The following is a 24,249-nucleotide window of genomic DNA, read 5'->3' as shown; positions in this document are numbered from 1 at the left end:
TATTGTTGAAATGCTTTTCACTATCTTTGTAAGACGCAATGAATTGCGTCTCTATTTTGACACCAATAAGACGCAATGAATTGCGTCTCTACCTTAACGCTGGCTAAAATAACTATGGATGACCGTATTCTTCCGTAGAGACGCAATAAATTGCGTCTTGATCTATTGTACCTTAATGAATCAGATTATACAAAAAATTTTTAAACCTTGATTCGTATTATTAATAATTGACCATTAAAAAAGATTTGCTTCTTTTGCAAAAACAATGTAATTTTGTGGTAGTGATACACCAACCCTTATTTTGTATGATAAACTACCTTCGTAGGCATAAGATACGTACCGCCATAGGATGCTTACTATTATTATGGTATATCTTTTGTCTGCCTCGTACGCTTTTTAAGGAAGGCTATGCCACTATAGTGGAGAGCCGAGAGGGCAAACTCCTTGGGGGTAAAATTGCTCCTGATGGACAATGGCGTTTCCCAGAGCGAGACTCCGTACCTCATAAGCTACGCGAAGCTCTCCTTGCTTACGAAGATGCTCATTTTTATTACCACTGGGGGGTCAATCCTGTATCTACTACCAAGGCGTTACTTACCAACCTGCGCCATGGTCGTACCATACGTGGGGGGAGTACTCTCACCCAGCAGGTGATACGATTGGCTCGTAAGAACAAAGCGCGTACCTATGGGGAAAAATTGGTGGAGGCCATCTGGGCTACCCGCTTAGAATTTCGCTACTCTAAGGGAAAAATCCTTGCCCTCTATGCTTCCCATGCCCCTTTTGGAGGCAATGTGATAGGAGCAGATATGGCTGCTTGGCGCTATTTTGGGGTTTCCCCAGAACAACTCTCTTGGGCAGAGGCCTGTACTTTGGCGGTGCTTCCCAATGCACCAGGTCTTATATACCCAGGACGCAACCAACTAACCTTAAAAAAGAAACGTGATTTCCTACTGGAAAAGCTCTTCAAAAATCATACCATTGATAAGACAACTTATGAACTTTCTTTGCAAGAACCCTTGGTGGAGCGACCCCATGAACTACCAAATATAGCCCCTCACCTTGTGGAGCGGATCGCGCGCACTGCTCCCAACAAGCGACAACTCACCACCATAGATTATTACCTACAAGAGCGCGTGCAGGAGGTGGTAGCCAAATACCACCGACACTATAAGCGCTTTGAGGTACATAACCTCTGTGCGCTGGTGGTAGATGTCCATAGCCGAGAAGTCCTAGCCTATGTAGGGAATAGTCCTACCGATGAGGAGCACCAGAAAGATGTGAATATCATTCACCGCCCTCGCAGTACAGGGAGTGTGCTCAAGCCTTTCCTCTATGCGGCTATGCTTGATAGTGGTGAGTTACTCCCTCAAGAGATTACCGCAGATGTCCCCACTCATATCGGCGGCTACTCTCCTGAAAACTTTGAAAACACCTACGAAGGGGCTGTCCCTGCTGATGAGGCGCTGTACCGCTCCCTGAATATTCCCTTTGTATTGTTACTGCGACAATATGGCATCAGCCGATTTTATCAGCAATTGCAAAAGCTACGGTTACGTTCCATTAATCGCTCTGCTGACCACTATGGGCTATCCCTTATCCTCGGTGGCGCAGAGAGTAGCCTCTGGGAACTCTCTCAGGCTTATGCTAATATGGGCTTCGAGCTGAATGAGTTTGCTCAGACAGGCAAATACCGTTCTCATGCCTTCCAAAAACTCACCTACCTGAAGAACAACCGTGATTATGGAGAATTGCAGGAAGAGAAAAACCACTTCTCCGCAGGCGCTATCTATAAGACTTTTGAGGCACTGACCCAAGTAAACCGCCCCTCTTTTGATTCCGCTTGGCGTTACTATACCTCGTCAAGGAAAATATCTTGGAAAACGGGCACCAGCTTTGGTAACCGCGACGCATGGGCTATTGGCCTAACCTCTCGCTACTTAGTAGGGGTATGGGTGGGCAATGCCTCCGGAGAGGGGCGCCCTGAACTTACTGGGGTTGGAACAGCTGCCCCCGTGATGTTGGAGATATTCCAGCTATTGAAAAAAGACAAGTGGTTTGATACCCCTTGGGAAGACCTACAAAAAGTAGAAGTATGTACCCTCAGTGGTATGATAGCTAGCGACTTATGTCCTAAAAAGACTATTTGGGTACCACAAGGGCAACTACAAACTGCCCTATGTAAGTATCACAAATGGGTACACCTCTCCCCCGATGGTCTTTGGCAGGTCAATAGTAACTGTGAGGACATAGCTGCCATGCGCTCGGAAAGTTGGTTTGTCCTTCCCCCTCTTATGGAATGGTTTTATAAGAAGAAGCACCCTACCTATCAAGTACTCCCTCCTATGCGAGAGGATTGTATAGAGGGCAATAAACAGCAGGTTTTGGATTTTATCTACCCCAAACATGGGGCTACCCTACACCCTGTCAAAGGCTTAGGTGGCAGTATTCAGCCTATCATCGCCCGTGTTGCTTATAAGTACTCAGGTAAGCTCTTTTGGTACTTGGACAACCATTTCCTTGGAGAAACACTCCACTTCCATGACATGAAACTCTACTTAAGCGAAGGTACCCACCTACTCAAATGCATGGATACACGAGGCAATGAGAAAACAATAGTAGTGAAAAGTGAAGAGTGAAAAACTTTTCGCTTTTCACTCTTCACTTAAATGATTCCTTCCTGTATCAGATTGTGCAGATGTATTACACCTACATATTGTCCTTGACGAGTTACCAATAGCTGGGTAATTTTGTGATTTTGCATAAAGTCCAGCGCATCCACAGCAAGCACCCCTGCATCTATGGTTTTGGGGCTGGTGGACATGATATCGCGGGCTTTGAGTCCCTTAATCTCTTCATAACGGCTAAGCATACGGCGGATATCCCCATCGGTGATGACTCCAACAATACGTTCGCCATCGAGTACTGCTGTTACCCCTAGCATTTTCTGAGAGATTTCTATAATCACTTGCTTGATATCCGTCTCTGGAGCTACTATGGGCACTTGATTCTTGGCTATGGTCTCCCCTACGGTAAGGTAAAGTCGCTTGCCAAGAGCTCCCCCAGGGTGATATTTGGCAAAATCGGCACTGCCGAACTGCTTTACCTGCATAAGAGCTACCGCCAAGGCATCCCCAATAACCAATTGAGAAGTGGTGGAAGTAGTCGGGGCTAAGTTGTTCGGGCAGGCTTCCCTATGAGTATAGGCATAGAGTACATAATCGGATTGAGTGGCAAGGAAAGACTCCTTATTGGCTGTGATAGCAATGAGGGGATTATTCTCACGCTTGAGCAGTGGCACCAATACCTTGATTTCTGGAGTATTACCACTCTTGGAGATACAGATGACCACATCAGAAGGTTGTATCATTCCCAAATCCCCATGAATGGCATCGGCAGCGTGCATAAAGATCGCAGGGGTACCTGTGGAATTCATCGTTGCTACCATCTTTTGGGCAATAATAGCACTTTTTCCTATGCCTGTGATGACCACACGACCCTTGGATTGTAAGATAGCTTCCACTGCTCGAGGGAAGTTTTCATCTAAAAAACTTGTTAATTTCTCTAAAGAATAGAGCTCTGTTTCTATGGTTTTGCGAGCAAAATCAAGTACATTATTAAAATTTTCCAAAATAGTTGATTTTAAATTTGCCACTTAAAAAAAAAGTTGTAATTTTATCCTGCAAAAGTAAAAAAAAAATACTACATATAAAATACTACATATTATTATGAGTACTAATAATGTTGATTTACAAAAAGCATTAAAAAGCATTTTTGGCTTTAGCGCATTCAAAGGAAAACAAGAAGACATTATCCGTAGCATTATGGAGGGTAACCATACCTTTGTCTTAATGCCTACTGGAGGCGGAAAATCGCTTTGCTACCAGCTCCCTGCCTTGCTTAAGGAGGGGACTGCTATTGTGATTTCTCCACTTATCGCCCTAATGAAGAACCAAGTAGATGTTGTACGTGGCATCTCTGGCACCGATAAAATAGCTCATGTACTGAACTCTTCTCTTACCAAAGGAGAAATACGTACTGTCATGGAGGATATCCGTAATGGTGATACCAAGTTGCTGTATGTAGCCCCTGAATCTCTGACGAAGGATGAGTATGCAGACTTTCTTAGGACTATCAATATCTCTTTTGTAGCGGTAGATGAGGCGCACTGTATCTCCGAATGGGGACATGACTTCCGCCCTGAATACCGAAATATCAAAACGATTATTGAGCGCTTGGGCGAAGGCATCCCTATCATAGCCCTTACTGCCACAGCAACCACTAAGGTACAAGAGGACATCCTCAAGAACTTGGGAATTCCTCAAGCCAATGTATTCAAGTCATCCTTCAACCGACCCAACCTATACTATGAGGTACGCCCCAAAACAAAGAATATCAATAGTGATATTATTCGTTTTGTCAAGCAACATCCAGGTCAGTCGGGTATTATCTATTGCCTAAGCCGTAAGAGTGTGGAGGAACTGGCACAAACCCTTCAGGTGAATGGTATCAAAGCTATTCCCTACCATGCAGGACTTGATGCCAAGACCCGTGCTAAGCACCAAGATATGTTTCTCATGGAAGAAGTGGAGGTAGTGGTAGCCACCATTGCCTTTGGGATGGGAATTGATAAGCCCGATGTGCGCTTTGTGATTCACTATGATATTCCCAAGAGTATTGAAAGCTATTACCAAGAAACAGGACGTGCAGGACGTGACGGAGGCGAGGGCTATTGCTTGGCTTTCTATTGCTATAAGGATATAGAGAAATTAGAAAAATTCATGGTTAGCAAGCCCATAGCCGAGCAAGAAGTAGGACAAGCACTCTTACAGGATATGGTAGCCTATGCTGAGACCTCCAGCTCCCGACGAAAGTTCATTTTGCACTACTTCGGGGAAGAGTTTGATGAGATCAATGGGGAAGGTGCCAATATGGACGATAACATGCGATACCCTAAGACTAAGAAAGAAGCCAAAGACCAAGTCTTTATGCTCTTGGATGTAATTGACAAGACTCGACAAAGACTCAAAGCCAAGGACTTAGTGAACGTACTGACCGGAAAGTATTCGGCTATTATCAAGTCCAACCTCTTTGACCAACAGGATTTCTTTGCTTGTGGTGCGGAGTTTGATAGTCGTTTTTGGATGGCGCTGATTCGTCAGGTCATGGTCAATGATTATATCCGCAAGGATATAGAGACCTATGGGGTCATGTTCCTCACTGATAAGGGACGTGATTTTCTCAAGAATCCACATTCCTTTATGATGACAGAAGACCATAACTTCGAGGAAGATGTAGAAGAACCTACCAAAAATGCGGTTTCTGTTCTTGATGAAACCCTCTTAAAATACCTCAAGGACTTACGTAAGAAAGTGGCTAAGGAGTTTGGTGTACCACCTTTTGTAGTCTTCCAAGATGCTTCCTTGGAGGATATGTGTATGAAATACCCTACCACTATCCAAGAACTTACCAATGTCTTTGGAGTAGGCGAAGGAAAGGCTAAGAAATACGGAAAAGAGTTTATCTCCCTGATAGAAAGATATGTAGAGGAAAATGATATTATACGCCCTGAAGATCTTATTGTAAAAACCACGGGAGCTAATTCAGCCCTTAAGCTATTCATTATCCAAAACATAGATAAGAAACTCCCGCTCCCTGATATTGCCAAGGCCAAAGGACTCTCCTTAGATGAGCTCCTTAAGGAAATGGAGCAAATCGTATATAGTGGTACTAAGATCAATATCAACTATTGGGTAGACGAGATTTTAGACGAAGAGCAACAGGAAGAACTCCATGATTATTTCCTAGAAGCTGAGACAGATAAGATTTCGATAGCCTCCAAGGAGTTTGGGGGAGATTATGAGGACGACGAATTGCGCCTCTATCGTATCAAATTTATCAGCGAAGTAGGAAACTAAAATGATGATTAATTATAAATGAGAACCTTATTACTATTACTATTTTTCCCTTTTTTAGCAAAGGGACAATATGTTGGGCTACGCACTGCCTATACTTTTACCAATAAGGCATATCATTATGGTTTTGCAGGAGTGTCCAACAATTCTGATCCTTTCTACGCAGGGTTATCTTATTATGCAGGCTCTCATGTGGGCAGCCATAAGGGTACAATACAGTTTGTCCCTGAAATAGGAGCAGATCTCTATATGATGCTTTTCGGTATGGGAATTTCAGTCAACACCCACGCTATCACCCCACGTATGGGGCTATCCTTGACTAACAAATACCAGATACAAGCGGGCTACTCCTTACCTCTGAGAAATGAAGCTACTTTTAATGGCTTTACCTTATCGGTAGTTATTAATTTCTTTGGGAGAATGACTCCTTGGAAATTCTGAATACTTTATCTTGTAATTCAAACTAAAACCTAAAACTTAACACCTAAAAATGGCAGAAGAAATCAAAGAAAGATCTAACAATTTTATAGAAAATATCATAGAGGAAGACCTCGCTGCAGGTTTTTCATCCGAGAAGTTACGTTTTCGCTTCCCCCCAGAACCTAATGGCTACTTGCACCTAGGGCATGCGAGCTCTATTTGCCTAAACTTCGGTTTAGGCTTACGCTACAACGCCCCTGTAAATTTGCGTTTTGACGATACCAATCCTAGCAAAGAAGAACAAGAATACGTAGATGCCATCCGTCGTGATGTAGCCTGGTTGGGTTACAAATGGGACAAAGAATGCTACGCTTCTGACTACTTCCAAGAACTATATGAGTGGGCAGTAATGCTTATAAAGCAAGGCAAAGCCTATGTAGATAAGCAAACCTCAGAAGAAATTGCGGCTCAAAAAGGAACTCCTACCACTGCAGGTACAGAGAGTCCCTACCGTAATACCTCTCCTGAGGAGAACCTCGCTCTATTTGAACGTATGAAAAATGGAGAGTTTGCCAATGGCACCTATGTACTTCGTGCCAAGATAGATATCACCTCATCCAATATGCTTATGCGCGACCCTATCATCTATCGTATCATGAATGCTTCCCACCACCGTACAGGTGACAAGTGGCACATCTACCCTATGTATGATTGGGCTCATGGAGAGAGTGACTACCTAGAACAAATATCTCACTCTCTATGTACTTTGGAATTCTTGCCTCACAGAGAGCTATATGACTGGTTTTTGGATCAGATCATACCTCAAGGGGAGAAGGTCGTACGCCCTAAACAACGTGAATTTGCCCGTCGTAACCTTAGCCATACCATAGTAAGCAAGCGTAAGCTATTACAATTGGTTAATGAAAAATATGTAGCGGGTTGGGACGATCCGCGTATGCCTACCATTTCAGGCTTGCGCCGTCGTGGTTACACCCCTGAGGCTATACGCAAATTTGCCGACACTATCGGTATTGCCAAGCGTGAAAACCTTATAGATGTCTCTCTCTTAGAGTTTTGTGTACGTGAAGACCTCAACAAGAAAGCCAATCGCGTCATGGCGGTATTGGATCCTGTGAAGGTCGTTATCACCAACTATCCAGAAGAGCAAGAGGAGTGGCTCGATGCCGAAAACAATCCAGAAGTAACTCCTATGACCTACCGCAAGGTGCCTTTCTCTCGTGAGTTATACATAGAGCGTGAGGACTTCCGCGAAGAAGCTGATAAGAAGTATTTCCGCTTGAAACTTGGAGGAGAAGTACGCCTAAAGAATGCCTATATCATCAAGGCAGAAAGCGTAGTAAAAGATAGCGAAGGCAATATTACCGAAATTCACTGCACCTATGATGCTGATAGTCGCAGTGGTAGTGGCAGTGAAGCCAGCACTCGCAAGGTAAAGGGTACACTCCACTGGGTTTCTATTCCTCATGCAGTGACAGCTGAAGCTCGTCTGTATGACCGTCTCTTCACAGTAGCCGAACCTGACCGCCAAGAGGATAGTTTCCTAAACTATATCAATCCTAATTCACTCAAGACTATTACTGCCTATGTAGAGCCAAGCCTACAAACAGCCAAAGCAGGTGATACAGTACAATTCCAACGTCTTGGCTACTTCTGTGTAGATCCTGATAGTACAGCCGGCAAGCTTGTTTTTAACAAAACAGTAGGACTGAAGGATACTTGGGAGAAGGTCAAGAGTGAGGAGTAAAAAGTGAAAAATTATTAGAATCAAAAGTATCAATCAGTTAGACCTTAATTAGGATATTTATATCTATGCCTAGACTCTTGCTCCTTCTGCTGCTCTACTGTACCATCGCTAAGGGACAGCATGAAAGCCTATCAGATCTCCACTTCCCTGTTGATAAGGAGTTACTGCTCACATTGGTCAACACCAAAAGAAGTCAGGGTTGCCAATGTGGAGACACCTATTACCCTGCAGTATCGCCCCTAACTTGGAATAAAAAACTGGCTAATGCTGCACAGAAACATAGTGATGAGATGGCTAAGCATAAGAAACTTACTCATTATAGCAAAAATGGTGATGACCCTGGCAAGCGCTTAAGTAAGGAGGGATATCGCTGGCATGCCTATGCAGAGAATGTAGCTATGGGCTACTTCGATGAAAGAACCGTAATCCAAGGCTGGCTCAGTAGCCCCGCACATTGTGCTAATATCATGAACCCCCTTGTAAAGGAAATGGGGGTAGCCTACAATGGCAAATACTGGACACAAGTCTTTGGAAGTGAAGAGCAATGAAAAACAAAATAGAAATATGCGAAATCTTTTTAATTGTATGCTAATAGCCTTTGCTATGAGCGTTCTTGTTGTGGGATGTAAAAAAAGTGAGGACAATATAGAACCTCCTGTCACTCATCCACTTACCAAACTAAAATTCTCTCCTGAAAAGACAACCATAGAACAGGGGAAAACAACTGAGGTAACTATTGTTGGAACCTTAAAATCTACTGACAAAGTAAAGATTATAAACGAAGAGATAGCAGCACTACAAGAAGCTGTTACTAACAACAAAATCAAGCTCTTAGCTAAAAAGGTTGGTACCACTCAGGTACAAGTCCTCACTGAGGAAGGAAAGGAAAGAGGTTCCTTTGAGGTTACTGTAACCCCTGTATTCAAATTATCTTTCACACCTGAAACACCTTCTGTTGAACTTGGAAAAACAACTGAGGTAGCCATTATAGGAACCTTGAATACAACAGATAAGGTACAAATCGCCGATGAGGCTATCGTAACCCTACAAGGAGCTATTACTAACAACAAAATCAATCTCTTAGCAAAAAAAATCGGCACTACTAAAGTAAGCATATCCACTGCTGATGGTAAGGAAAGAGGCTCTTTTGAGGTTAAGGTAACTCCTGTTTTTGAATTACACTTTACCCCTGAAGCTCCTATTATGGAAGTCGGAAAGACAACAGAAGTAACCATTGTAGGGACACTGAATGCGACAGACAGAGTACAAATTGCCGATGAGAGTGTCGTAGCTCAACAAGGAAGTATTACTAATAACAAAATCAGCCTCTTAGCAAAGAAAATCGGTACTACTAAAGTAAGCATATTCACAGCTGATGGTAAGGAAAGAGGTGCTTTTGAGGTTAAGGTAACCCCCATTTTTGAGCTGCACTTTACCCCAGAAACAACTACAGTAGAAGTTGATAAAACAACCATAGTGAGTATTGTGGGAATATTGAATGCAACAGATAAAGTACAAATAGCTGATGAGACTGTCGTATCACTACAAGGAGCTATTACTGACAATAAAATCAATCTCTTAGCTAAGAAGGTAGGTACAACCAAAGTAAGTATCTTAACGGCTGATGGTAAGGAGAGGGGGGCTTTTGAGGTTAAGGTAACTCCTAAATTATTATTGTCTTTCTCTCCTGCAAAAATAACTATAGAACAGGAGAAAACAGCTACAGTTTCTTTTTCTGGAGTATGGAATGACTCTGATAAGGTACAAATTGCCGATGAAGCTATTGTTGCCCTACAAAGAAAAGTTACAAACAACAAAATCAACCTATTAGCAAAGAATATTGGTACCACTCAGGTACAAGTGTTAACTGCTGATGGACGAGAAAGAGGAACTTTCGAAGTTAAGGTAACTCCTAAATTATTATTGTCTTTCTCTCCTGCAAAAATAACCATTGAACAGGAGAAAACAGCTACAGTTTCTTTTTCTGGAGTATGGAATGCCTCCGACAAAGTACAAATTGCCGATGAAGCTATTGTTGCCCTACAGGGAAAAGTTACGAACAACAAAATCAACCTCTTAGCAAAAAATATTGGCACCACTCAGGTACGAGTATTAACCGCTGATGGACGAGAAAGAGGGACTTTTGAAGTTAAGGTAACTCCTAAATTATTACTATCTTTTACTCCTACCAAAGCGGTTATAAAGAAAGGAGAGACCACTGCGGTTACTTTTTCAGGCGTTTGGAATACTACCGATAGAGTACAGATCACCGATGAAGCTATTGCCTCTCTACAAGGAACGGTTAATAATAACAAAATCAATCTCTTAGCCAACAGAGTTGGCTCTACTAAAGTATATGTATATACTATTGAGGGGCAAAGCAGAGGTAGTTTTGAAGTAGTGGTATATGAAGAACCTAAGAAGATGACTCTTTCTTATAAGTCTAACTTACCTCACTACAAAACAGAGATTACAAATAAGGAAGAGTATAAGCATCTTATTGAAGAGACTCTCAGAACTTACGAGTTACTAAAAAGAGAATTAGAAGAGCTAGATAAATATCCTTTAGATAAATATCGTTATCATGATCAAAACGCACTTTATCTCGAAGGAATAAGAATTTCTAGAGCAGCAAAACAGTATTATAAGGATAACAAGGATACAGCAAGCCTTGAACAGTTGAAGAATACCTATGAAAACTTACATCAATATGGTATTGATTATACAGAGGTAGAGATTATGGTTCGTTTAGCCGAACAATACCGCAAAGAATTCCCTCATAGTACTGAAATAGAAAATATTATCAGAGACAATTTCAATGGAGAATACGGTAATTTGGACGGTCCTCCCCTTACCAATTATCTCAACAATAATATAGTAAAGCCTTTTAATGATATCATTGATATAGTTAACAGACTCAGATAAAAAAAGAAGAAGCGTGAAAAATTATTTTTCACGCTTCATTTTTTACTAACCTATACCCCACTCCCTTGACGGTCTTTATCCTTGCTTGTCCTAGTTTGTCACGGAGCTTTCCGATATGCACATCTATCGTACGGCTATTCACTACGGTAGGATCTGACCAGATTTGCATAGCTATTTCTTCACGGGAAAAGAGTTTGTTAGGAGCTGATAGCAAGAGGGAAAGTAACTCGTATTCCTTTTTAGGGAGCAGATATTGTTGCCCTGCTCTGGTAAGTGTATAAGTCTCCTCTTCCAGAGAGAAATCACCACATACCAAAGGCTGCTTTACCTCCCTACGCTTATGGAAACATAGCCTAACGAGAGCCTCTAACTTATAGAGGAAGAGTTTTGTTTTTAGTTGTTTATAGATAAAATCATCGGCACCTGCCTGAAAACCTGCAAGGAGTGCATAGTCCTGATTTTCCTCTGCCAATAATACAATGACAGGACGAGTAGGTAGCTGCATCTGTCGTAATTGTCCACAAATCTCTACCCCATCCGTATCAGGAAGAAAGATATTGAGTAGTAATAGTTCGGGAGCAGTTCGCTTGATGATACGCAACGCCTGCGCTCCCGATATAGCCGTAAGCACCTCAAATCCTGCATTCTGCAATATAGGGGCTATATACTCCAGCCACTGGGTATCACTATCTATGATTAGCAGGGTAATAAATGTTTCTCTTTCCATTGGGTATAAAATTCCGGATTGTATAGGCAAAGGGTGCCTTCTTTCAAGTGGGTGAATACCTGTACCGTCTCTCCTGTACAAACTAACTCTTTTTGCTGGTTATAGATTCTATATTGAAAAACCAATTTGGCGGCTGAGGTATCCATATAGTGTGCCTCTATCCTAAGAAGTTCTCCATAGCGTACCATTTTCTTATGTTCGCATACACTCTTTACAATAGGGGTTGCAAAACCATGTCGCTCTACCTCCAAATAGGAAATACCATATTTCCTACCGAAAGCCTCTCGTCCTTCTTCAAAGTATTTGATATAATTGCCATGCCATACAATCCCTAGCGGATCCGTCTCGCTAAAGCGCACCCTAAGTTCTACGGTTTCGCTTAGGGAAGTAGGCTTATAGATTTCTTTTTGTCTTGTCATACATTATAGAAATTACCATACAAAGAATAAAAAACAACAAAAGAAGCCCTACCTTACCCGATATAGCCGAGAGGTTACTTCCTCTGAGGAGTATCTCATAAAAAGCCTGTAACCCCCAATTCATAGGAGAGAGCTTGGCGACCATTTGCATAAAGGGCGGCATCACAAAAACAGGAATCCATACCCCTCCAATGGCAGCCAAGATTACAGTAAGCGTAGCCCCCAAAGGTGCCGACTGCTCTTGTGTATGGCAGAGGGTTCCCAAAAGTACCCCTAAGCCAATGGCAGCCATAGAGGAAGCAACAGCCACCACAAGTAACCCTAATACACGACCGCCAATCTCCAAAGCGGGCAAGCCTATAAGCGGAAAAAGGTATAAGCCCATAAGTACCATAAGAACAAACTGCAAAATACCTATGGCTAAAAATACTATAATCTTAGATACAAGCAATTCTCCATAAGAAAGAGGCGAAGTCAAAAGACGTATATTTGTCCCTTGTGTCTTTTCTCTTACGATATTAGCCGAAAGAGGAATGGTGATAAAAAAGATAGCAAAGAGTGCCCATGCAGGCACATTGTGCTGTACCGAATTAGGAATCTGTGCCGTAGAGGTAGGATTGATCTCCGCAAAAGTAACGAGACTTCTTTCTGAGGAAAAAGGTAATTGCTTCCCTTCACCTAATTCCTTCTCAAAAGCAGTGTAGATAAAACGGTTCTCTACCTGATACATCATCTTATCTATATGAGTTTTGACCGTTTCCTTAAAGGAGAGTGGCAAAGTAGGATCAAAGTAAATACGTATCTCCTTGGTTTCAAATGGTTTAAGAGAATCTTCAGCGGGGGTCTCCTCCATAAAAGCACTTAGTATCCTATCTACCTTTTGCTTTACTTCTCGCTCAAGGTCTTCGGAGAGGTGCTCAGGGAGCACTATAGCCATGGGGAATTTTCCTTCACGTATCATACGCTTAGCCTTCGTCTCGTTAAGGTTTCTGATGGCATCATCGGAGAGAATCATAAAGAAGCCACTCTTTTCGATACTTGTCCGTATATGTTCGCCTATTGTTCCATGATCATTATCTACCAATATAATAGTGGTTTTCTGCTCCGAGATATTGCGAAAAGCACCATCCTGCAACAGGGTAACGGTAATAACTAAGATAAGAGGCATTACAAACAGAATAATAAGCCCTCCTAAGTCCCTGCTTATAAGCAGTATTTCCTTATAGATAGAAGCAAAAAACTTATTCATAAGCCATATCTTGAGAAGTGAGACGAACAAATACCTCCTCTAGGTTTTGGGCTTTGAGATCCGTTATAAGCCCTTGAGGCGTATTTTCACAAAGCAATGTACCTCTGTCTAAAATAAGCACTCTGTGGCAGAAATCCTGTGCCTCTTGCATATGGTGTGAGGTATATAGAACAGACATACCCTGTTCATTAAGTTCTTTTAAGTAGTCTATGATGATATGTTTGGAACTCACATCTACCCCTACGGTAGGCTCGTCCAAAAAAAGTACTTCAGGGGTATGGAGAATCCCTGCCAAAAGGTTGATACGCCGCTTCATACCACCAGAAAAGTATTTTATCTTCTTATCAGCGACCTCCCAAAGACCAACACGCTTAAGTGCTTGGGTTATCCTATCATGCACTTCCCTCCCCCTAAGCCCATATAGGCTGGCAAAATAGTGAAGGTTTTCCTTTGCTGTAAGAGTTGGGTATAGGGCATATTCCTGAGGAACAACCCCTATTTTATAACGAATCTGTTGGGCTTGTCCCTTATAAGATAAGCCGCATATAGTAAAGTGTCCTGCAGTAGGCTGGAATCCTCCCATGAGAATAGACATCAGTGTTGTCTTTCCTGCACCATTGGTACCCAAAACACCAAATACTTCTCCTTTTTGTATAGAGAAAGAAAGGTCTTTCAGTGCAAAATCCTCTGATTCCTTATATTTCTTATACAGATGGGTTACTTCTACCACTTTTTCTATCATATCGCTGAGAAGTTTTTAAGTTCTTCCACAGAAATTCCAAATATTTCTGCATATTTTCTCAATGTCTTCTCTGACAAACGAGCAAATACCTTAGGCTTAGCATGCCTTTTGATAATCCACTGCCATTTGTTCATATAACTGGCCAAGGTAGCCCAATCCATTCGTTCACGTATCATATAATACACTATGGGACTTTGCTTACCTGCTTGTATCTGAGCTTTTGCCTCTTGTATTTGCTCCTGTAAAAGACCAAAAGAAGCTTCCAAGGCGATATTCTTCACCTCCCAGCCTTCACTTAGGGCTGTGGTATATTTTCCCTGAGCATCTGTTACATAACAAAGCTCTTTCATACCATCTAAGGCACCTTTTTCTTGAGGAAGTTCGTTTTCTTTCATCAGTCGTTTTCTTTGATAAAAAGGTTCATTTGCGCTGTTGCCAACAGGTGATGTTGGTAATAAGTGGCACAATCCATCGCACAGATACTATACTCCTTATCATCATAACGTGAGAGTAGTGTGGCTTCTGTACGAATAGTTTGTGTAATTTGTGGCAGGTCAAATATTTCAGCCTTTTTTATGGCACTTATGTAGCCTATAACATGCTTGGAGCCTTCGTCATTCTTATCAAAGAAAAATTGCCCGACAATAGCCGAGCAGGTTTGTGCCATATTCTCTATCAATCCCGATTCGGTGAAGTGTCCCTCATACAAGAAGATACAATCTTCCTTGATCTGAAAACAAGTAACAATACTTATATCATTGATAAGGGTGATGGTATCCACCATTTGCATAGGTGGGCGATGGGGTAGGTATTTAAGAATAGAGGGGTGCATTGTCAATACTGTTCTAATACTTGGATACGCTTTTCTATAGGTGGGTGGGTAGCGAAAAGAGAGAAAAAGCCTTCAGCCTCGTAGTCAATAAAGAGCTGTTTTACCTCGTCATTATCAATCTCCTCAATAGTGGAATGTCCCGATATCTTCCTCAGGGCACTTGCCAAAGCCATAGAGTTACGAGTAAGTTCCACCGCTCCTGCATCGGCCATATACTCCCGTGAGCGAGAGAGCGCCAGCTTAAAAAGAATAGAAAGGAAATAGATAGCCCCTGCCACTAAAAGAATAATAAGCAAAAGCATGGTTCCACCGCCCTTGTCATTCTTGCGATTACGAGAGGAAAACATCTTCCCCCCTCCGTTTAAGAGCATTCGCAAGGCCAAATCGGCTATGGTGGCAAAGATACCGACAAACACAATAGTGACTATCAGTAGGCGCACATCACGATTGCGGATATGCGTCAGTTCGTGAGCGATCACTCCCTCTAATTCCTCGTCATTGAGCCTATTGATAATCCCACGTGTAAGGGTAACAGCAAAAGTTTTTTCATTGATCCCCGAAGCAAAAGCATTCAGCGCATCACTCTCTATGATATAGAGCTTAGGCATGGGCATTCCTACCGACATACATAGGTTTTCCGTCAGGTTATACACCCGCTTGTTATTCCTACGCTTCAAAGGCTCCGAATGAGTAGCCATTTGGATCATCTGGGTATGGAAGAAGTAAGAGATAACAAACCATATACCCACTCCCGCCAGTACTATAGGAACTACTGAAAGGAATTGCGTATTGGTTTGTTCTATATCTTCGTCAGAGAGCACATACAATACCACATATACCCCTACCAAGATAAGTAAGGGGAACGCTAATAAGAACAACACCGACTTGGTATTATTTCTCGCTATTTGTTGTTGTATTCCGAGGTACTGCATTCTTTATTTTGTTATAAAAGTAAAAGAAAATGACCAATAACCATAACGAATCCTTTCCTTTTTAGAGCCTTTCGAAAAGTCATATATGCTATTACATATATGTTTCTATAATCTTTTTTGCTTAGTATTTCCTCTCTACGAAAAAGAAATCTCTGGTGCCTTGTCCAATTGTTTGCGTTGTTCAGTACCTAAATCAAAGAAAGGCTGAGGAGTCATATGCTTAAACCCTGCTACAATATTGGTAGGAATGGATTGGATAGCCGTATTGAGTTCCTTAGTAGTTGAATTGAAATAACGACGTACAGAGGCCAATTTGTTCTCTATATCTGCTATCTCTTCTTGTAAGTGCATGAAGTTGGTATTGGCCTTAAGTTCTGGATAAGCCTCTACTTGTATATTGAAAGCTCCCATAGCTGAAGAGAGTTCCTTTTCAGCTTCTATCTTATCATTCACACTTGTAGCACTGAGCGCTCGAGAACGTGCTTGTGTAATTTTGGTAAGTACCTCCGATTCATGATTCATATATCCCTTTACAGCTGCTACCAACTGAGGAATAAGGTCATGGCGCTGCTTGAGTTGTACATCTATATCGGCAAAAGCATTTTCTCGGTTATTAGCCAAGGCTACTAATTTGTTATTGGCACTGATGTACCAAAGTACTACCACCACTACAAGGGCAATAACAATAATAAGTCCAGTCATGATATAAACATTTAAAATTAGCGCAAAAGTAATTAAAAAAAATGAATATTCCTATTTATTAACGCCAATCAATAGTTAAAATAAAGAACCATTAAACCTTCTAAGACGCAATAAATTGCGTCTTAACTAATTAAGAATATTTTTTAACTCAAAAGCTGATAAGCTACAAAAGCTGAGAGATACGCAAAACCTGTCATGAAAACCCATTGCAAAATCGCCCAACTCCAGCTATTGGTTTCCTTGCGTACAATGGCAAAGGTACTGATACACTGCATAGCGGAGGCAAAAAATAGTAGGATAGAGACCCCCGTGGCCAAATTAAAGACAGGGGTACCGTCGGGGCGCATCTCCTGTTGCAAGCGGGTAACTACAGTACGCTGCTCGGCTTCCCCTTCCTCTACATCTACCTCTCCCAAACTATAGATAGTAGCCAAGGTACTTACAAAGGTCTCTCGTGCAGCAAAAGAACCTAATACAGCAATACTTATTTTCCAATCATATCCTAAGGGACGAAACACAGGTTCTACAAATTTCCCCATATTTCCCAAAAGGGAATTTTCCGTACGGTAGCTCAAAAGGTAATGTTCCTTCTCGTCCTCATCCCAACCATATTGGGTCGCCAGCTGCTCGGTATGTACCTCTGCATTGCGGTACTTTTCACTTAGCCCATGGGTCTGTAAGAACCAGATGAGTACCGTCATGAAGAATATAATCTTCCCTGCACTGAGAACAAAGGCTTTAGACTTATCATATACTGTCAGTAGCACATTGCGTGCCAAAGGTACTTTGTAGGTGGGCATCTCTACAATAAAGTGTGTTTGGAAAGCATGCTTCAGCACCAAGAACTTACTGAGAAGCCAAGCAGAGAAAATGGCCATAAATACACCAAACATATAGAGCAAGAAAAGCGCTACAGCCTGATTGTTAAAGAAGAAGTAATTTCCCTCTGGAATCACCAGCTTTATCATGATCAGATAAATAGGGAGTCGCGCTGAACAGGTGATAAAGGGAGTTACCAAAATGGCAATCAAGCGCTCACGCCAACTCTCAATAGTACGAGTAGCCATTACCGCAGGTATGGCACAGGCTGCCCCTGAGATCAGTGGAATGGTTCCCTTCCCATTAAGCCCAAAAGGACGCATAATCCTATCCATAAGGAAGACGACCCTACTCATATAGCCACTTTCCTCAAGTAGGGAAATAAAGAAAAAGAGCAATGCTATCTGGGGAACAAAGGAAACCACAGCAGTAAGCCCCGGTATCACCCCATCTACTAGGAGGGAGGTGAGGGAGCCTTCGGGCAGTACATTACCTATCCAGTTGCCTACCCAGCCCAAAGCGCTTTCTATCCAGCCTTTGGGGTATTCACTCACATAGAAAATTACTTGAAAAATCAGTAGTAAAATAGTCATAAAGATCACATACCCCCATACCTTATGCAGAAGGATTTTATCCAAAAGGGCACGGGTTCCCACAGCAGTTACTTTATAAGTATCCTTGAGAGCATGGTTTATAGCCTGATAGCGAAATATCGTCTCTCGCTGCTGCATTTTTTTGATTTCAGCCTCTGTCTTTATATGCTCTTTCTGAATCTCAACTTTGCGCAGCGCTCCGATCACCTCAAAGTTTTGAGAGATGACCATCCAGAGTTTGCCTAATTCTTCATTAGGGAATTTCTCTTGGAGTATCTTAAAATAAGTAGGATCTATACGGTTGATATCTACAACCTTGTCCAAGGGGAGTTTTTTGTAGTTGACAATCAACTCTTTTAGCTCCTCTATACCTGTTTTCTGTCGGGTACTGATAAGAGCTATTCGTGTATGGAGTGCCTCCTCCAAGGCAGGAATATCTATGGTAATGCCTCGCGGTTTCATCCGATCGGCCATATTGATAGCCAAGATCATAGGTATACCAAAGTCCTTTATCTGGGTATAGAGATAGAGGTTTTGCTTGAGGTTTTCCACATCAGCCACCAATACCACCACATCGGGAAAGTCTATATCATCTTTGTCCAAGAGACAACTTACAGCCACTTTCTCATCCATGGAATTAGGATTGGTACTATAGGTGCCTGGCAGGTCATATATCCTTGCATTGATAGTTTGGGAGAGTTTGCAAAAGCCTACTTTCTTATCCACAGTAACCCCTGGGTAGTTTCCTACATGTTGGTTCATACCCGTTAGCAGGTTGAAGATAGAGGATTTCCCTACATTGGGGTTTCCTATCAGCGCCACTTTTATCTCATGCTTGCTCATCGGAATCAGAATTAAAGAGTTCTACCTCAATATATTGTGCCATCTCTCGGCGAATAGCCATATGAGTATCATTGATAATCAGATAGAGAGGATCCCCCAAGGGCGCTATCTCCACCAGCTCTACAGTATTGCCGGGGAGGCACCCCAATTCCAACAGCTTCATAGGTAACTGTTCGGTAACTACTTCCTTGATCAGGCATTTATCCCCACGCTTAAGGTCATTGATGGTAAGTGTCATTTTTATTTATACTTAATTTAAGGAGGCAAAGATACTATTTTTTTTCCTAAATATGAAAATTTTATTTACTTTTGTCCTCTATAAGCAAAGACTAAAGCCTATGAAAAATTATCTCTTACGTTCGATAGTATTGGTACAACTCACTTCAATTGCTATCGTTGGTTTACTTGTTTTTATAACCCAATTCATCAATAATAAGGTCTATCTGTATGGGTATGAACCTGCTGAAGAATTCTTAAAAATCGTACTAGCTCCCTTTTATACGCTTACCGATAACAGCCAGTATGGCAACTCTTTCTTCCTATTGTTACATTCGCTTTGCTATTTCTTGTTTTTCTCTATGGTAGTGGGAAATATCATAGGGGTTATTTGGTATTATATCAAGAAGAAAGCACTCAAACTCTTGCCTTGGATGAAGGATCTTCTATTGGGAGAGGTTATTTTCATAGGTTTATTAGTGATCAATTATCTTATCATCTATCTAACGAATCATTTTTCCTTTGAATTAGAAAAAGACACCTCCTTACCTATGTTTCTAGCTGCCTTTGCGGGGTTCCTTCCCGTTTTCCTTTTAGGCCGATGGCTTTGGCGACGTGGTATTCGGCTACTGGGTGGGGTGGTTTTTGCCGTTTGTGGTATCACCCTTGCCTTTGTAATGGGCATTAGTATCTATGCCTATCATAAACAGCCAAAAGAACTGAATTTTGGAGGGTATTCCTATATCAACAAAGATTATCACCCTGAGCTTATGGTAGAAACCGACTCTTATGTACATTACTATGAAGAAGAAGCTATAGAAGAAACCCCTGAGGAAGAGGAAGAACCTTGTATTACCTATCGAATTGAAGAAGAAACCAAAGGAACCTACAATCCGCTTGCTTTTAAGGCTGACCAAGAGGATTATATGGAATGGGACAAGGCTGATGAGTTTTACAAGTGGGATTCTGACAAATTCGGTCGTGATTTCTTTACAAAATTATTCGACCAAATGAAATCTGTACTTGGTTTAGAAGAAATCTCCCGTGAGATAGACCGTAGTAAAGAAAGTAAAGATGCCCAAGAAAAAAACCTATATAATTTTACAAAGGAACTCGGCAAAGACTCTTATATGCTCTCCTCTTTTTGGAAGCAGCTAGGTACTTTTACCTTAGAAAATATGGATCAAAATCAGCTGCTCCGTTATAGTACTAGAGCGCGTTACCTACTTAAGGTGTATTATCTGGATAAGAACAATGTCTCTTTATACAAAGACATCTACCGAGTGATGGAGCAAACCGAGAAAGAAGAGCCTGTTTCAGGGGGGTATAGTGAGAAATGGATGCTAGAAAACCAACTAAGGGGACTGGTAAGGATATATACTCAGCACAACCTCTCTGAGGAACTCCGCCGAGATCTGAACAATAGTGATATAGAAGATACAGCAATACGCTGGGCATATTCCTTTTGGGCACGCCGATATAAGGAGAAAAATATCCCTATTACCCTGCGTATTCTCTTTGATGTCAATTCTTATGTAAAAGAAAAATATCCTGAGAAATATGATAAGGCAGCTACTCTGTATATTTTTTAAAACAGAACAAATGGCGTCTCTACCATAAATAGAGACGCCATTTATTATGTATTAGCTATTTTGTTATAGGTTATAACATAGTTTTTATTTTCTCCAAAGCCTCAGCGATACCTTCAGGTTTTTTACCGCCTGCGGTAGCGAAGAAAGGCTGACCACCGCCGCCACCTTGGATACATTTGCCCAATTCGCGTACGATTTTGCCTGCATCTAAGCCTTTGTTCTTAGCCAATTCCTTATTGATATAACATAGGAGCAACGCCTTACCATCTTCTTGTGCAGCTCCAAAGAGAATCACTGCATCCTTGACTTCTTCACCAAGCATAAAGGCTAAATCCTTGAGGGTAGCCATATCCAAATCCAAGCGCTTAGTAAGACATTGTACATCACCAACGGGAACAAATTCTCCCTTGAGTTCGCCCTTAAGCTGTTTGGCTTGCTCTCTCTTGAGTTGTTCCAACTCCTTATGTAGGCGTGCATTTTCCTCTTGTAGATTAACAATTGACTTGATAGGATCTTGAGGATTCTTAAGGGAAGACTTAATCTCTTCCAAGAGTTTCTCTTGTAACAAGAAGTGCTTGAGGGCACCCGCATTGGTAATGGCTTCTATACGGCGTACTCCTGCGGCTACTGCGCCTTCAGAAACAATCTTGAAGAACCAGATGTCTCCTGTATTCTTTACGTGAGTACCTCCACATAGTTCCCTACTCTCACCAAACTGTATCATACGTACCTTCTCTCCATATTTCTCTCCAAAGAGTGCCATAGCGCCTGCTTCCAAAGCCTGTTGGATAGGAATATTGCGATGCTCCTGAAGCGGAATTTTATCAAGAATGCGTTTGTTCACTATTCGCTCTACCTCAGTGAGTTCTTCCGGAGTAAGCTTAGCGAAGTGAGAAAAGTCAAAGCGCAAAGCCTCTGGTGATACATGTGAACCTTTTTGCTCCACATGAGTACCCAAGACTTCTCTTAGAGCCTGATGCAATAGGTGAGTAGCACTGTGGTTAGATTGTGCCAAGGTACGACCTATAGGGTGCACTTCCGCCTTGAACGGATCGGTAAGGTTTTCGGGCAGATGTTCCGCCAAGTGGATAATAAGGTTGTTCTCCTTCTTCGTATCTATAATATAAGTGATTTCTCCATTGGCCGACTGTAGGGTACCTCGGTCTCCTACTTGTCCTCCTCCTTCAGGATAGAAAGGAGTGGTGTTGAACACCAATTGGTAAAGGGTACCGTCCTTTTGGCTTTCTACCTTACGGTATTTGACCAAGCGTACTACTGCCTCCAGTGTATCATATCCGATAAACTCTTCTTCTTCGTCATCACGAAGTACTACCCAGTCACCTGCTTTCACTTGAGCCGCTGCACGAGAGCGTTCTTTCTGCTTTTGGAGATGCTCCTCAAAAGAAGCTTCGTCCAAGGTCATACCTCGTTCTGAAAGGATAAGGGCTGTAAGGTCTTTGGGAAAACCATAAGTATCATAGAGTTCAAAAGCCTTACTACCTGAGAGTTGCTTATCAGCAGTATTCTGTATCATCACATCGAGCATAAGTAGCCCTTGTTCTAAGGTACGTAAGAAAGAGGCTTCTTCTTCCTTAATCACACTCACAATCAAGAGGAACTCTTTTTCTAGCTCAGGGAAAGTACCCCCCATTTGCTTAGCCAAAGTTTCTACCAACTTATAGATGAATGGCTCTTTCTGTCCTAAGAAAGTAAATCCGTAACGAATAGCACGGCGCAAGATACGACGAATCACATAACCCGCTCCATTGTTGGAAGGTAATTGCCCATCAGCTATAGCAAAGGCGACCGCCCTAATGTGGTCGGAAATTACACGTATCGCCACATTGATCTGTTCTTGTTCGGGGGTTACTTGTATACCATTGGTGTAGCGAGTTTTGGTAATCTCTTCCACCTTGTGGATTAGGGGGGTAAAAACGTCCGTATCATAGTTGGACTGCTTGCCTTGCAGCACCATACAAAGGCGCTCAAAGCCCATACCGGTATCCACATTCTGTGCAGGAAGTTTCTCCAAGGAACCATCGGCCTTACGATTGAACTCCATAAAGACGTTGTTCCAAATCTCAATCACCTGAGGGTGATCATTATTAACCAAATCACGACCCGCTTTCTTGGCTTTTTCTTCATCGGAACGAATATCCACATGTATTTCTGAGCAAGGACCACAAGGACCTTGATCACCCATTTCCCAGAAGTTGTCCTTTTTGTTTCCTAAGAGGATATGATCTTCTGCAACACGCTCTTTCCAAATATCATAAGCCTCTTGGTCAAAAGGCACCCCTTCCTCAGGACTTCCTTCAAAGACAGTTACATATAGGTTTTCCTTAGGAATCTTATACACTTCGGTGAGTAACTCCCATGCCCAGCTAATAGCTTCCCTCTTGAAGTAGTCGCCAAAAGACCAGTTGCCTAGCATCTCGAACATGGTATGGTGATAGGTATCACGTCCTACTTCTTCCAAGTCATTATGTTTCCCCGACACACGGAGGCACTTTTGGGTATCTACTACTCGTTTCTGCTTAGGCTTAGCATTTCCTAAGAAAAATTCCTTGAACTGGTTCATCCCTGCATTGGTGAACATCAGGGTTGGGTCGTTCTTAATCACCATAGGAGCAGAGGGTACTATGGTGTGTCCCTTGCTCTCAAAAAATTTTAGAAATAACGCTCTTATCTCTTGTGAGGTCATATGTTTATTTAGTTATTAGTGGTTAGTGGTTAGTTATTAGCTTCCACTAACTCAAATTTATAAAATTCAAAATTTTTCATATTGTACCTTTACCTGTGGAGGAGCAAAGGATTGTAGTATCTCTACTTGTTTGTTCGTCAGCCAAAGGTGAGAAGGAATACTTTCTTCTTTGGCAAGTAGATTGTTTTGGGAGAGGATACGCTCTGTCTGCTTAGCTACTGCTTGAGCGGAGTCCATAATACGCACATTCTCTGGAAGAATCTCCGAAATAAGAGAAGTGAGGTATGGATAATGGGTACAGCCCAATACAAGGTAATCCATCCCCTCAGCTACCATAGGACGGAGATATTGCTCTAGAAGGGCAAACATCTCAGGTGTATTTATTTTCCCTTCCTCTATGAGCGGTACCAGACCTATCCCCTCCTGCTTGAGTACACGTACTCCCCCATCAAGCAAGTGCTGACAGGTATTGGCAAAGAAAGTACTCCTTAGCGTACTCTGTGTCGCCAATACCCCGATTGTCTTGGTCTGGCTATAGAGTCCCGCAGGCTTAATAGCGGGTTCTATCCCTATAAAGGGCACCTTGTACTTAGCCCTAAGATGGGCTATGGCATTGGTAGTGGCTGTATTACAGGCTACAATAATGAGTTTGCTATGATGATCCAGTAGGTACTCTGTATTCTTCTCACAAAGAGCTATAATCTCCTCCGTAGATTTCTCTCCATAAGGAGCATTGAGACTATCGGCCAAGAACAATGTACTCTCATGAGGGAGCTGGCGCACCACCTCCTTCCAGATAGTAGTACCACCTACTCCTGAATCAAACAAACCAATAGGACTTGTCAATGATTAAT

General features: G+C 42.1%; 20 protein-coding genes. 7 read left to right on the top strand and 13 right to left on the bottom strand.

Translation table 11 applies throughout. The features are described 5' to 3' along the window. Positions 1–305: 305 nt before the first annotated feature. A complete protein-coding gene (gene pbpC, locus Q0625_RS08770; RefSeq protein ID WP_298825969.1) occupies positions 306–2,639 on the top strand; it encodes a penicillin-binding protein 1C in 2,334 nt (777 codons plus the stop codon). A gap of 26 nt (positions 2,640–2,665) precedes the next feature. Here the strand turns inward: pbpC and Q0625_RS08765 are convergent, their stop codons facing one another. Continuing rightward, on the bottom strand, positions 2,666–3,631 hold the full coding sequence (locus Q0625_RS08765) for a KpsF/GutQ family sugar-phosphate isomerase (RefSeq protein ID WP_298825967.1): 966 nt from the start codon (positions 3,629–3,631) through the stop codon (positions 2,666–2,668). A gap of 97 nt (positions 3,632–3,728) precedes the next feature. Here Q0625_RS08765 and recQ point away from each other — a divergent pair, with 97 nt between their 5' ends. The 5 genes from recQ to Q0625_RS08740 all read left to right on the top strand — a co-directional run bounded on the left by recQ (position 3,729) and on the right by Q0625_RS08740 (position 11,025). After that, positions 3,729–5,918 (top strand): DNA helicase RecQ, encoded by a 2,190-nt coding sequence (recQ, locus tag Q0625_RS08760; RefSeq protein ID WP_298825965.1) that lies wholly within the window; start codon positions 3,729–3,731, stop codon positions 5,916–5,918. A gap of 18 nt (positions 5,919–5,936) precedes the next feature. Then, the gene (locus Q0625_RS08755; protein WP_298825962.1) at positions 5,937–6,356 is read left to right on the top strand and encodes a hypothetical protein; all 420 of its coding nucleotides are present in this window, start codon (positions 5,937–5,939) and stop codon (positions 6,354–6,356) included. A 49-nt stretch (positions 6,357–6,405) separates the two neighbouring features. Beyond that, complete coding sequence (locus tag Q0625_RS08750) at positions 6,406–8,100, top strand: glutamine--tRNA ligase/YqeY domain fusion protein (RefSeq protein ID WP_298825959.1); 1,695 nt, start codon at positions 6,406–6,408, stop codon at positions 8,098–8,100. Positions 8,101–8,165: 65 nt separating this feature from the next. Beyond that, a complete protein-coding gene (locus Q0625_RS08745) occupies positions 8,166–8,648 on the top strand; it encodes a CAP domain-containing protein (RefSeq protein WP_298825956.1) in 483 nt (160 codons plus the stop codon). A 55-nt stretch (positions 8,649–8,703) separates the two neighbouring features. After that, the gene (locus tag Q0625_RS08740) at positions 8,704–11,025 is read left to right on the top strand and encodes a GAG-binding domain-containing protein (protein WP_298825952.1); all 2,322 of its coding nucleotides are present in this window, start codon (positions 8,704–8,706) and stop codon (positions 11,023–11,025) included. A 28-nt stretch (positions 11,026–11,053) separates the two neighbouring features. Here the strand turns inward: Q0625_RS08740 and Q0625_RS08735 are convergent, their stop codons facing one another. The 10 genes from Q0625_RS08735 to Q0625_RS08690 form a co-directional block, all read right to left on the bottom strand. Next, positions 11,054–11,752, bottom strand: a complete 699-nt coding sequence (locus tag Q0625_RS08735; RefSeq protein ID WP_298825949.1) for a response regulator transcription factor — start codon at positions 11,750–11,752, stop codon at positions 11,054–11,056. Then, on the bottom strand, positions 11,722–12,171 hold the full coding sequence (locus tag Q0625_RS08730; RefSeq protein ID WP_298825946.1) for an acyl-CoA thioesterase: 450 nt from the start codon (positions 12,169–12,171) through the stop codon (positions 11,722–11,724). Before Q0625_RS08730 ends, Q0625_RS08735 begins: the two co-directional genes overlap by 31 nt. Beyond that, positions 12,146–13,420 carry an ABC transporter permease gene (locus Q0625_RS08725; protein ID WP_298825944.1) on the bottom strand — a complete coding sequence of 425 codons (1,275 nt, stop codon included), beginning with the start codon at positions 13,418–13,420 and terminating at the stop codon, positions 12,146–12,148. The genes Q0625_RS08730 and Q0625_RS08725 overlap by 26 nt, the downstream gene beginning before the upstream one ends. Next, positions 13,413–14,162 (bottom strand): ABC transporter ATP-binding protein, encoded by a 750-nt coding sequence (locus Q0625_RS08720; RefSeq protein ID WP_298825941.1) that lies wholly within the window; start codon positions 14,160–14,162, stop codon positions 13,413–13,415. Before Q0625_RS08720 ends, Q0625_RS08725 begins: the two co-directional genes overlap by 8 nt. Next, complete coding sequence (locus Q0625_RS08715; protein WP_298825939.1) at positions 14,159–14,557, bottom strand: hypothetical protein; 399 nt, start codon at positions 14,555–14,557, stop codon at positions 14,159–14,161. The genes Q0625_RS08720 and Q0625_RS08715 overlap by 4 nt, the downstream gene beginning before the upstream one ends. Next, positions 14,557–14,994, bottom strand: a complete 438-nt coding sequence (locus Q0625_RS08710; protein ID WP_298825937.1) for an acyl carrier protein — start codon at positions 14,992–14,994, stop codon at positions 14,557–14,559. The genes Q0625_RS08715 and Q0625_RS08710 overlap by 1 nt, the downstream gene beginning before the upstream one ends. A 2-nt stretch (positions 14,995–14,996) precedes the next feature. Then, positions 14,997–15,926 (bottom strand): M48 family metallopeptidase, encoded by a 930-nt coding sequence (locus tag Q0625_RS08705; protein ID WP_298825934.1) that lies wholly within the window; start codon positions 15,924–15,926, stop codon positions 14,997–14,999. Between the two features lie 135 nt (positions 15,927–16,061). After that, positions 16,062–16,628, bottom strand: coding sequence for a LemA family protein (locus tag Q0625_RS08700; protein WP_298825931.1), 567 nt, complete (start codon positions 16,626–16,628; stop codon positions 16,062–16,064). Positions 16,629–16,771: 143 nt separating this feature from the next. Beyond that, positions 16,772–18,883 (bottom strand): ferrous iron transport protein B, encoded by a 2,112-nt coding sequence (feoB, locus tag Q0625_RS08695; protein WP_298825928.1) that lies wholly within the window; start codon positions 18,881–18,883, stop codon positions 16,772–16,774. Next, entirely contained in the window at positions 18,870–19,121 is a 252-nt protein-coding gene (locus tag Q0625_RS08690; protein WP_298825925.1) for a FeoA family protein, read from the bottom strand. Before Q0625_RS08690 ends, feoB begins: the two co-directional genes overlap by 14 nt. Before the next feature lie 100 nt (positions 19,122–19,221). On the opposite strand from Q0625_RS08690, the gene Q0625_RS08685 reads away from it, so the two are divergent. Continuing rightward, a complete protein-coding gene (locus tag Q0625_RS08685) occupies positions 19,222–20,691 on the top strand; it encodes an MFS transporter (protein ID WP_298825922.1) in 1,470 nt (489 codons plus the stop codon). Between the two features lie 70 nt (positions 20,692–20,761). Here Q0625_RS08685 and alaS read toward each other — a convergent pair whose 3' ends face one another. Both alaS and murI read right to left on the bottom strand, forming a co-directional pair. After that, positions 20,762–23,395: an alanine--tRNA ligase gene (gene alaS, locus Q0625_RS08680; protein WP_298825919.1), complete on the bottom strand. Its 2,634-nt coding sequence runs from the start codon at positions 23,393–23,395 to the stop codon at positions 20,762–20,764. Between the two features lie 66 nt (positions 23,396–23,461). Further along, entirely contained in the window at positions 23,462–24,241 is a 780-nt protein-coding gene (gene murI / locus Q0625_RS08675; RefSeq protein WP_298825917.1) for a glutamate racemase, read from the bottom strand. Between the last annotated feature and the right edge of the window lie 8 nt (positions 24,242–24,249).

Source organism: uncultured Capnocytophaga sp., assembly GCF_938029845.1.
Lineage (GTDB): Bacteria > Bacteroidota > Bacteroidia > Flavobacteriales > Flavobacteriaceae > Capnocytophaga.
This window is presented reverse-complemented; position numbering and strand designations above follow the sequence as displayed.

Coding starts and splice junctions, on each gene's coding strand:
- Q0625_RS08735 (WP_298825949.1), bottom strand. CDS start 11,752: ATGGAAAGAGAAACATTTATTACCCTGCTAATCATAGATAGTGATACC.
- Q0625_RS08730 (WP_298825946.1), bottom strand. CDS start 12,171: ATGACAAGACAAAAAGAAATCTATAAGCCTACTTCCCTAAGCGAAACC.
- Q0625_RS08745 (WP_298825956.1), top strand. CDS start 8,166: ATGCCTAGACTCTTGCTCCTTCTGCTGCTCTACTGTACCATCGCTAAG.
- recQ (WP_298825965.1), top strand. CDS start 3,729: ATGAGTACTAATAATGTTGATTTACAAAAAGCATTAAAAAGCATTTTT.
- Q0625_RS08690 (WP_298825925.1), bottom strand. CDS start 19,121: ATGACACTTACCATCAATGACCTTAAGCGTGGGGATAAATGCCTGATC.
- Q0625_RS08715 (WP_298825939.1), bottom strand. CDS start 14,557: ATGAAAGAAAACGAACTTCCTCAAGAAAAAGGTGCCTTAGATGGTATG.
- Q0625_RS08700 (WP_298825931.1), bottom strand. CDS start 16,628: ATGACTGGACTTATTATTGTTATTGCCCTTGTAGTGGTGGTAGTACTT.
- Q0625_RS08685 (WP_298825922.1), top strand. CDS start 19,222: ATGAAAAATTATCTCTTACGTTCGATAGTATTGGTACAACTCACTTCA.
- Q0625_RS08750 (WP_298825959.1), top strand. CDS start 6,406: ATGGCAGAAGAAATCAAAGAAAGATCTAACAATTTTATAGAAAATATC.
- feoB (WP_298825928.1), bottom strand. CDS start 18,883: ATGAGCAAGCATGAGATAAAAGTGGCGCTGATAGGAAACCCCAATGTA.
- Q0625_RS08740 (WP_298825952.1), top strand. CDS start 8,704: ATGAGCGTTCTTGTTGTGGGATGTAAAAAAAGTGAGGACAATATAGAA.
- Q0625_RS08720 (WP_298825941.1), bottom strand. CDS start 14,162: ATGATAGAAAAAGTGGTAGAAGTAACCCATCTGTATAAGAAATATAAG.
- Q0625_RS08705 (WP_298825934.1), bottom strand. CDS start 15,926: ATGCAGTACCTCGGAATACAACAACAAATAGCGAGAAATAATACCAAG.
- Q0625_RS08725 (WP_298825944.1), bottom strand. CDS start 13,420: ATGAATAAGTTTTTTGCTTCTATCTATAAGGAAATACTGCTTATAAGC.
- pbpC (WP_298825969.1), top strand. CDS start 306: ATGATAAACTACCTTCGTAGGCATAAGATACGTACCGCCATAGGATGC.
- Q0625_RS08755 (WP_298825962.1), top strand. CDS start 5,937: ATGAGAACCTTATTACTATTACTATTTTTCCCTTTTTTAGCAAAGGGA.
- alaS (WP_298825919.1), bottom strand. CDS start 23,395: ATGACCTCACAAGAGATAAGAGCGTTATTTCTAAAATTTTTTGAGAGC.
- Q0625_RS08710 (WP_298825937.1), bottom strand. CDS start 14,994: ATGCACCCCTCTATTCTTAAATACCTACCCCATCGCCCACCTATGCAA.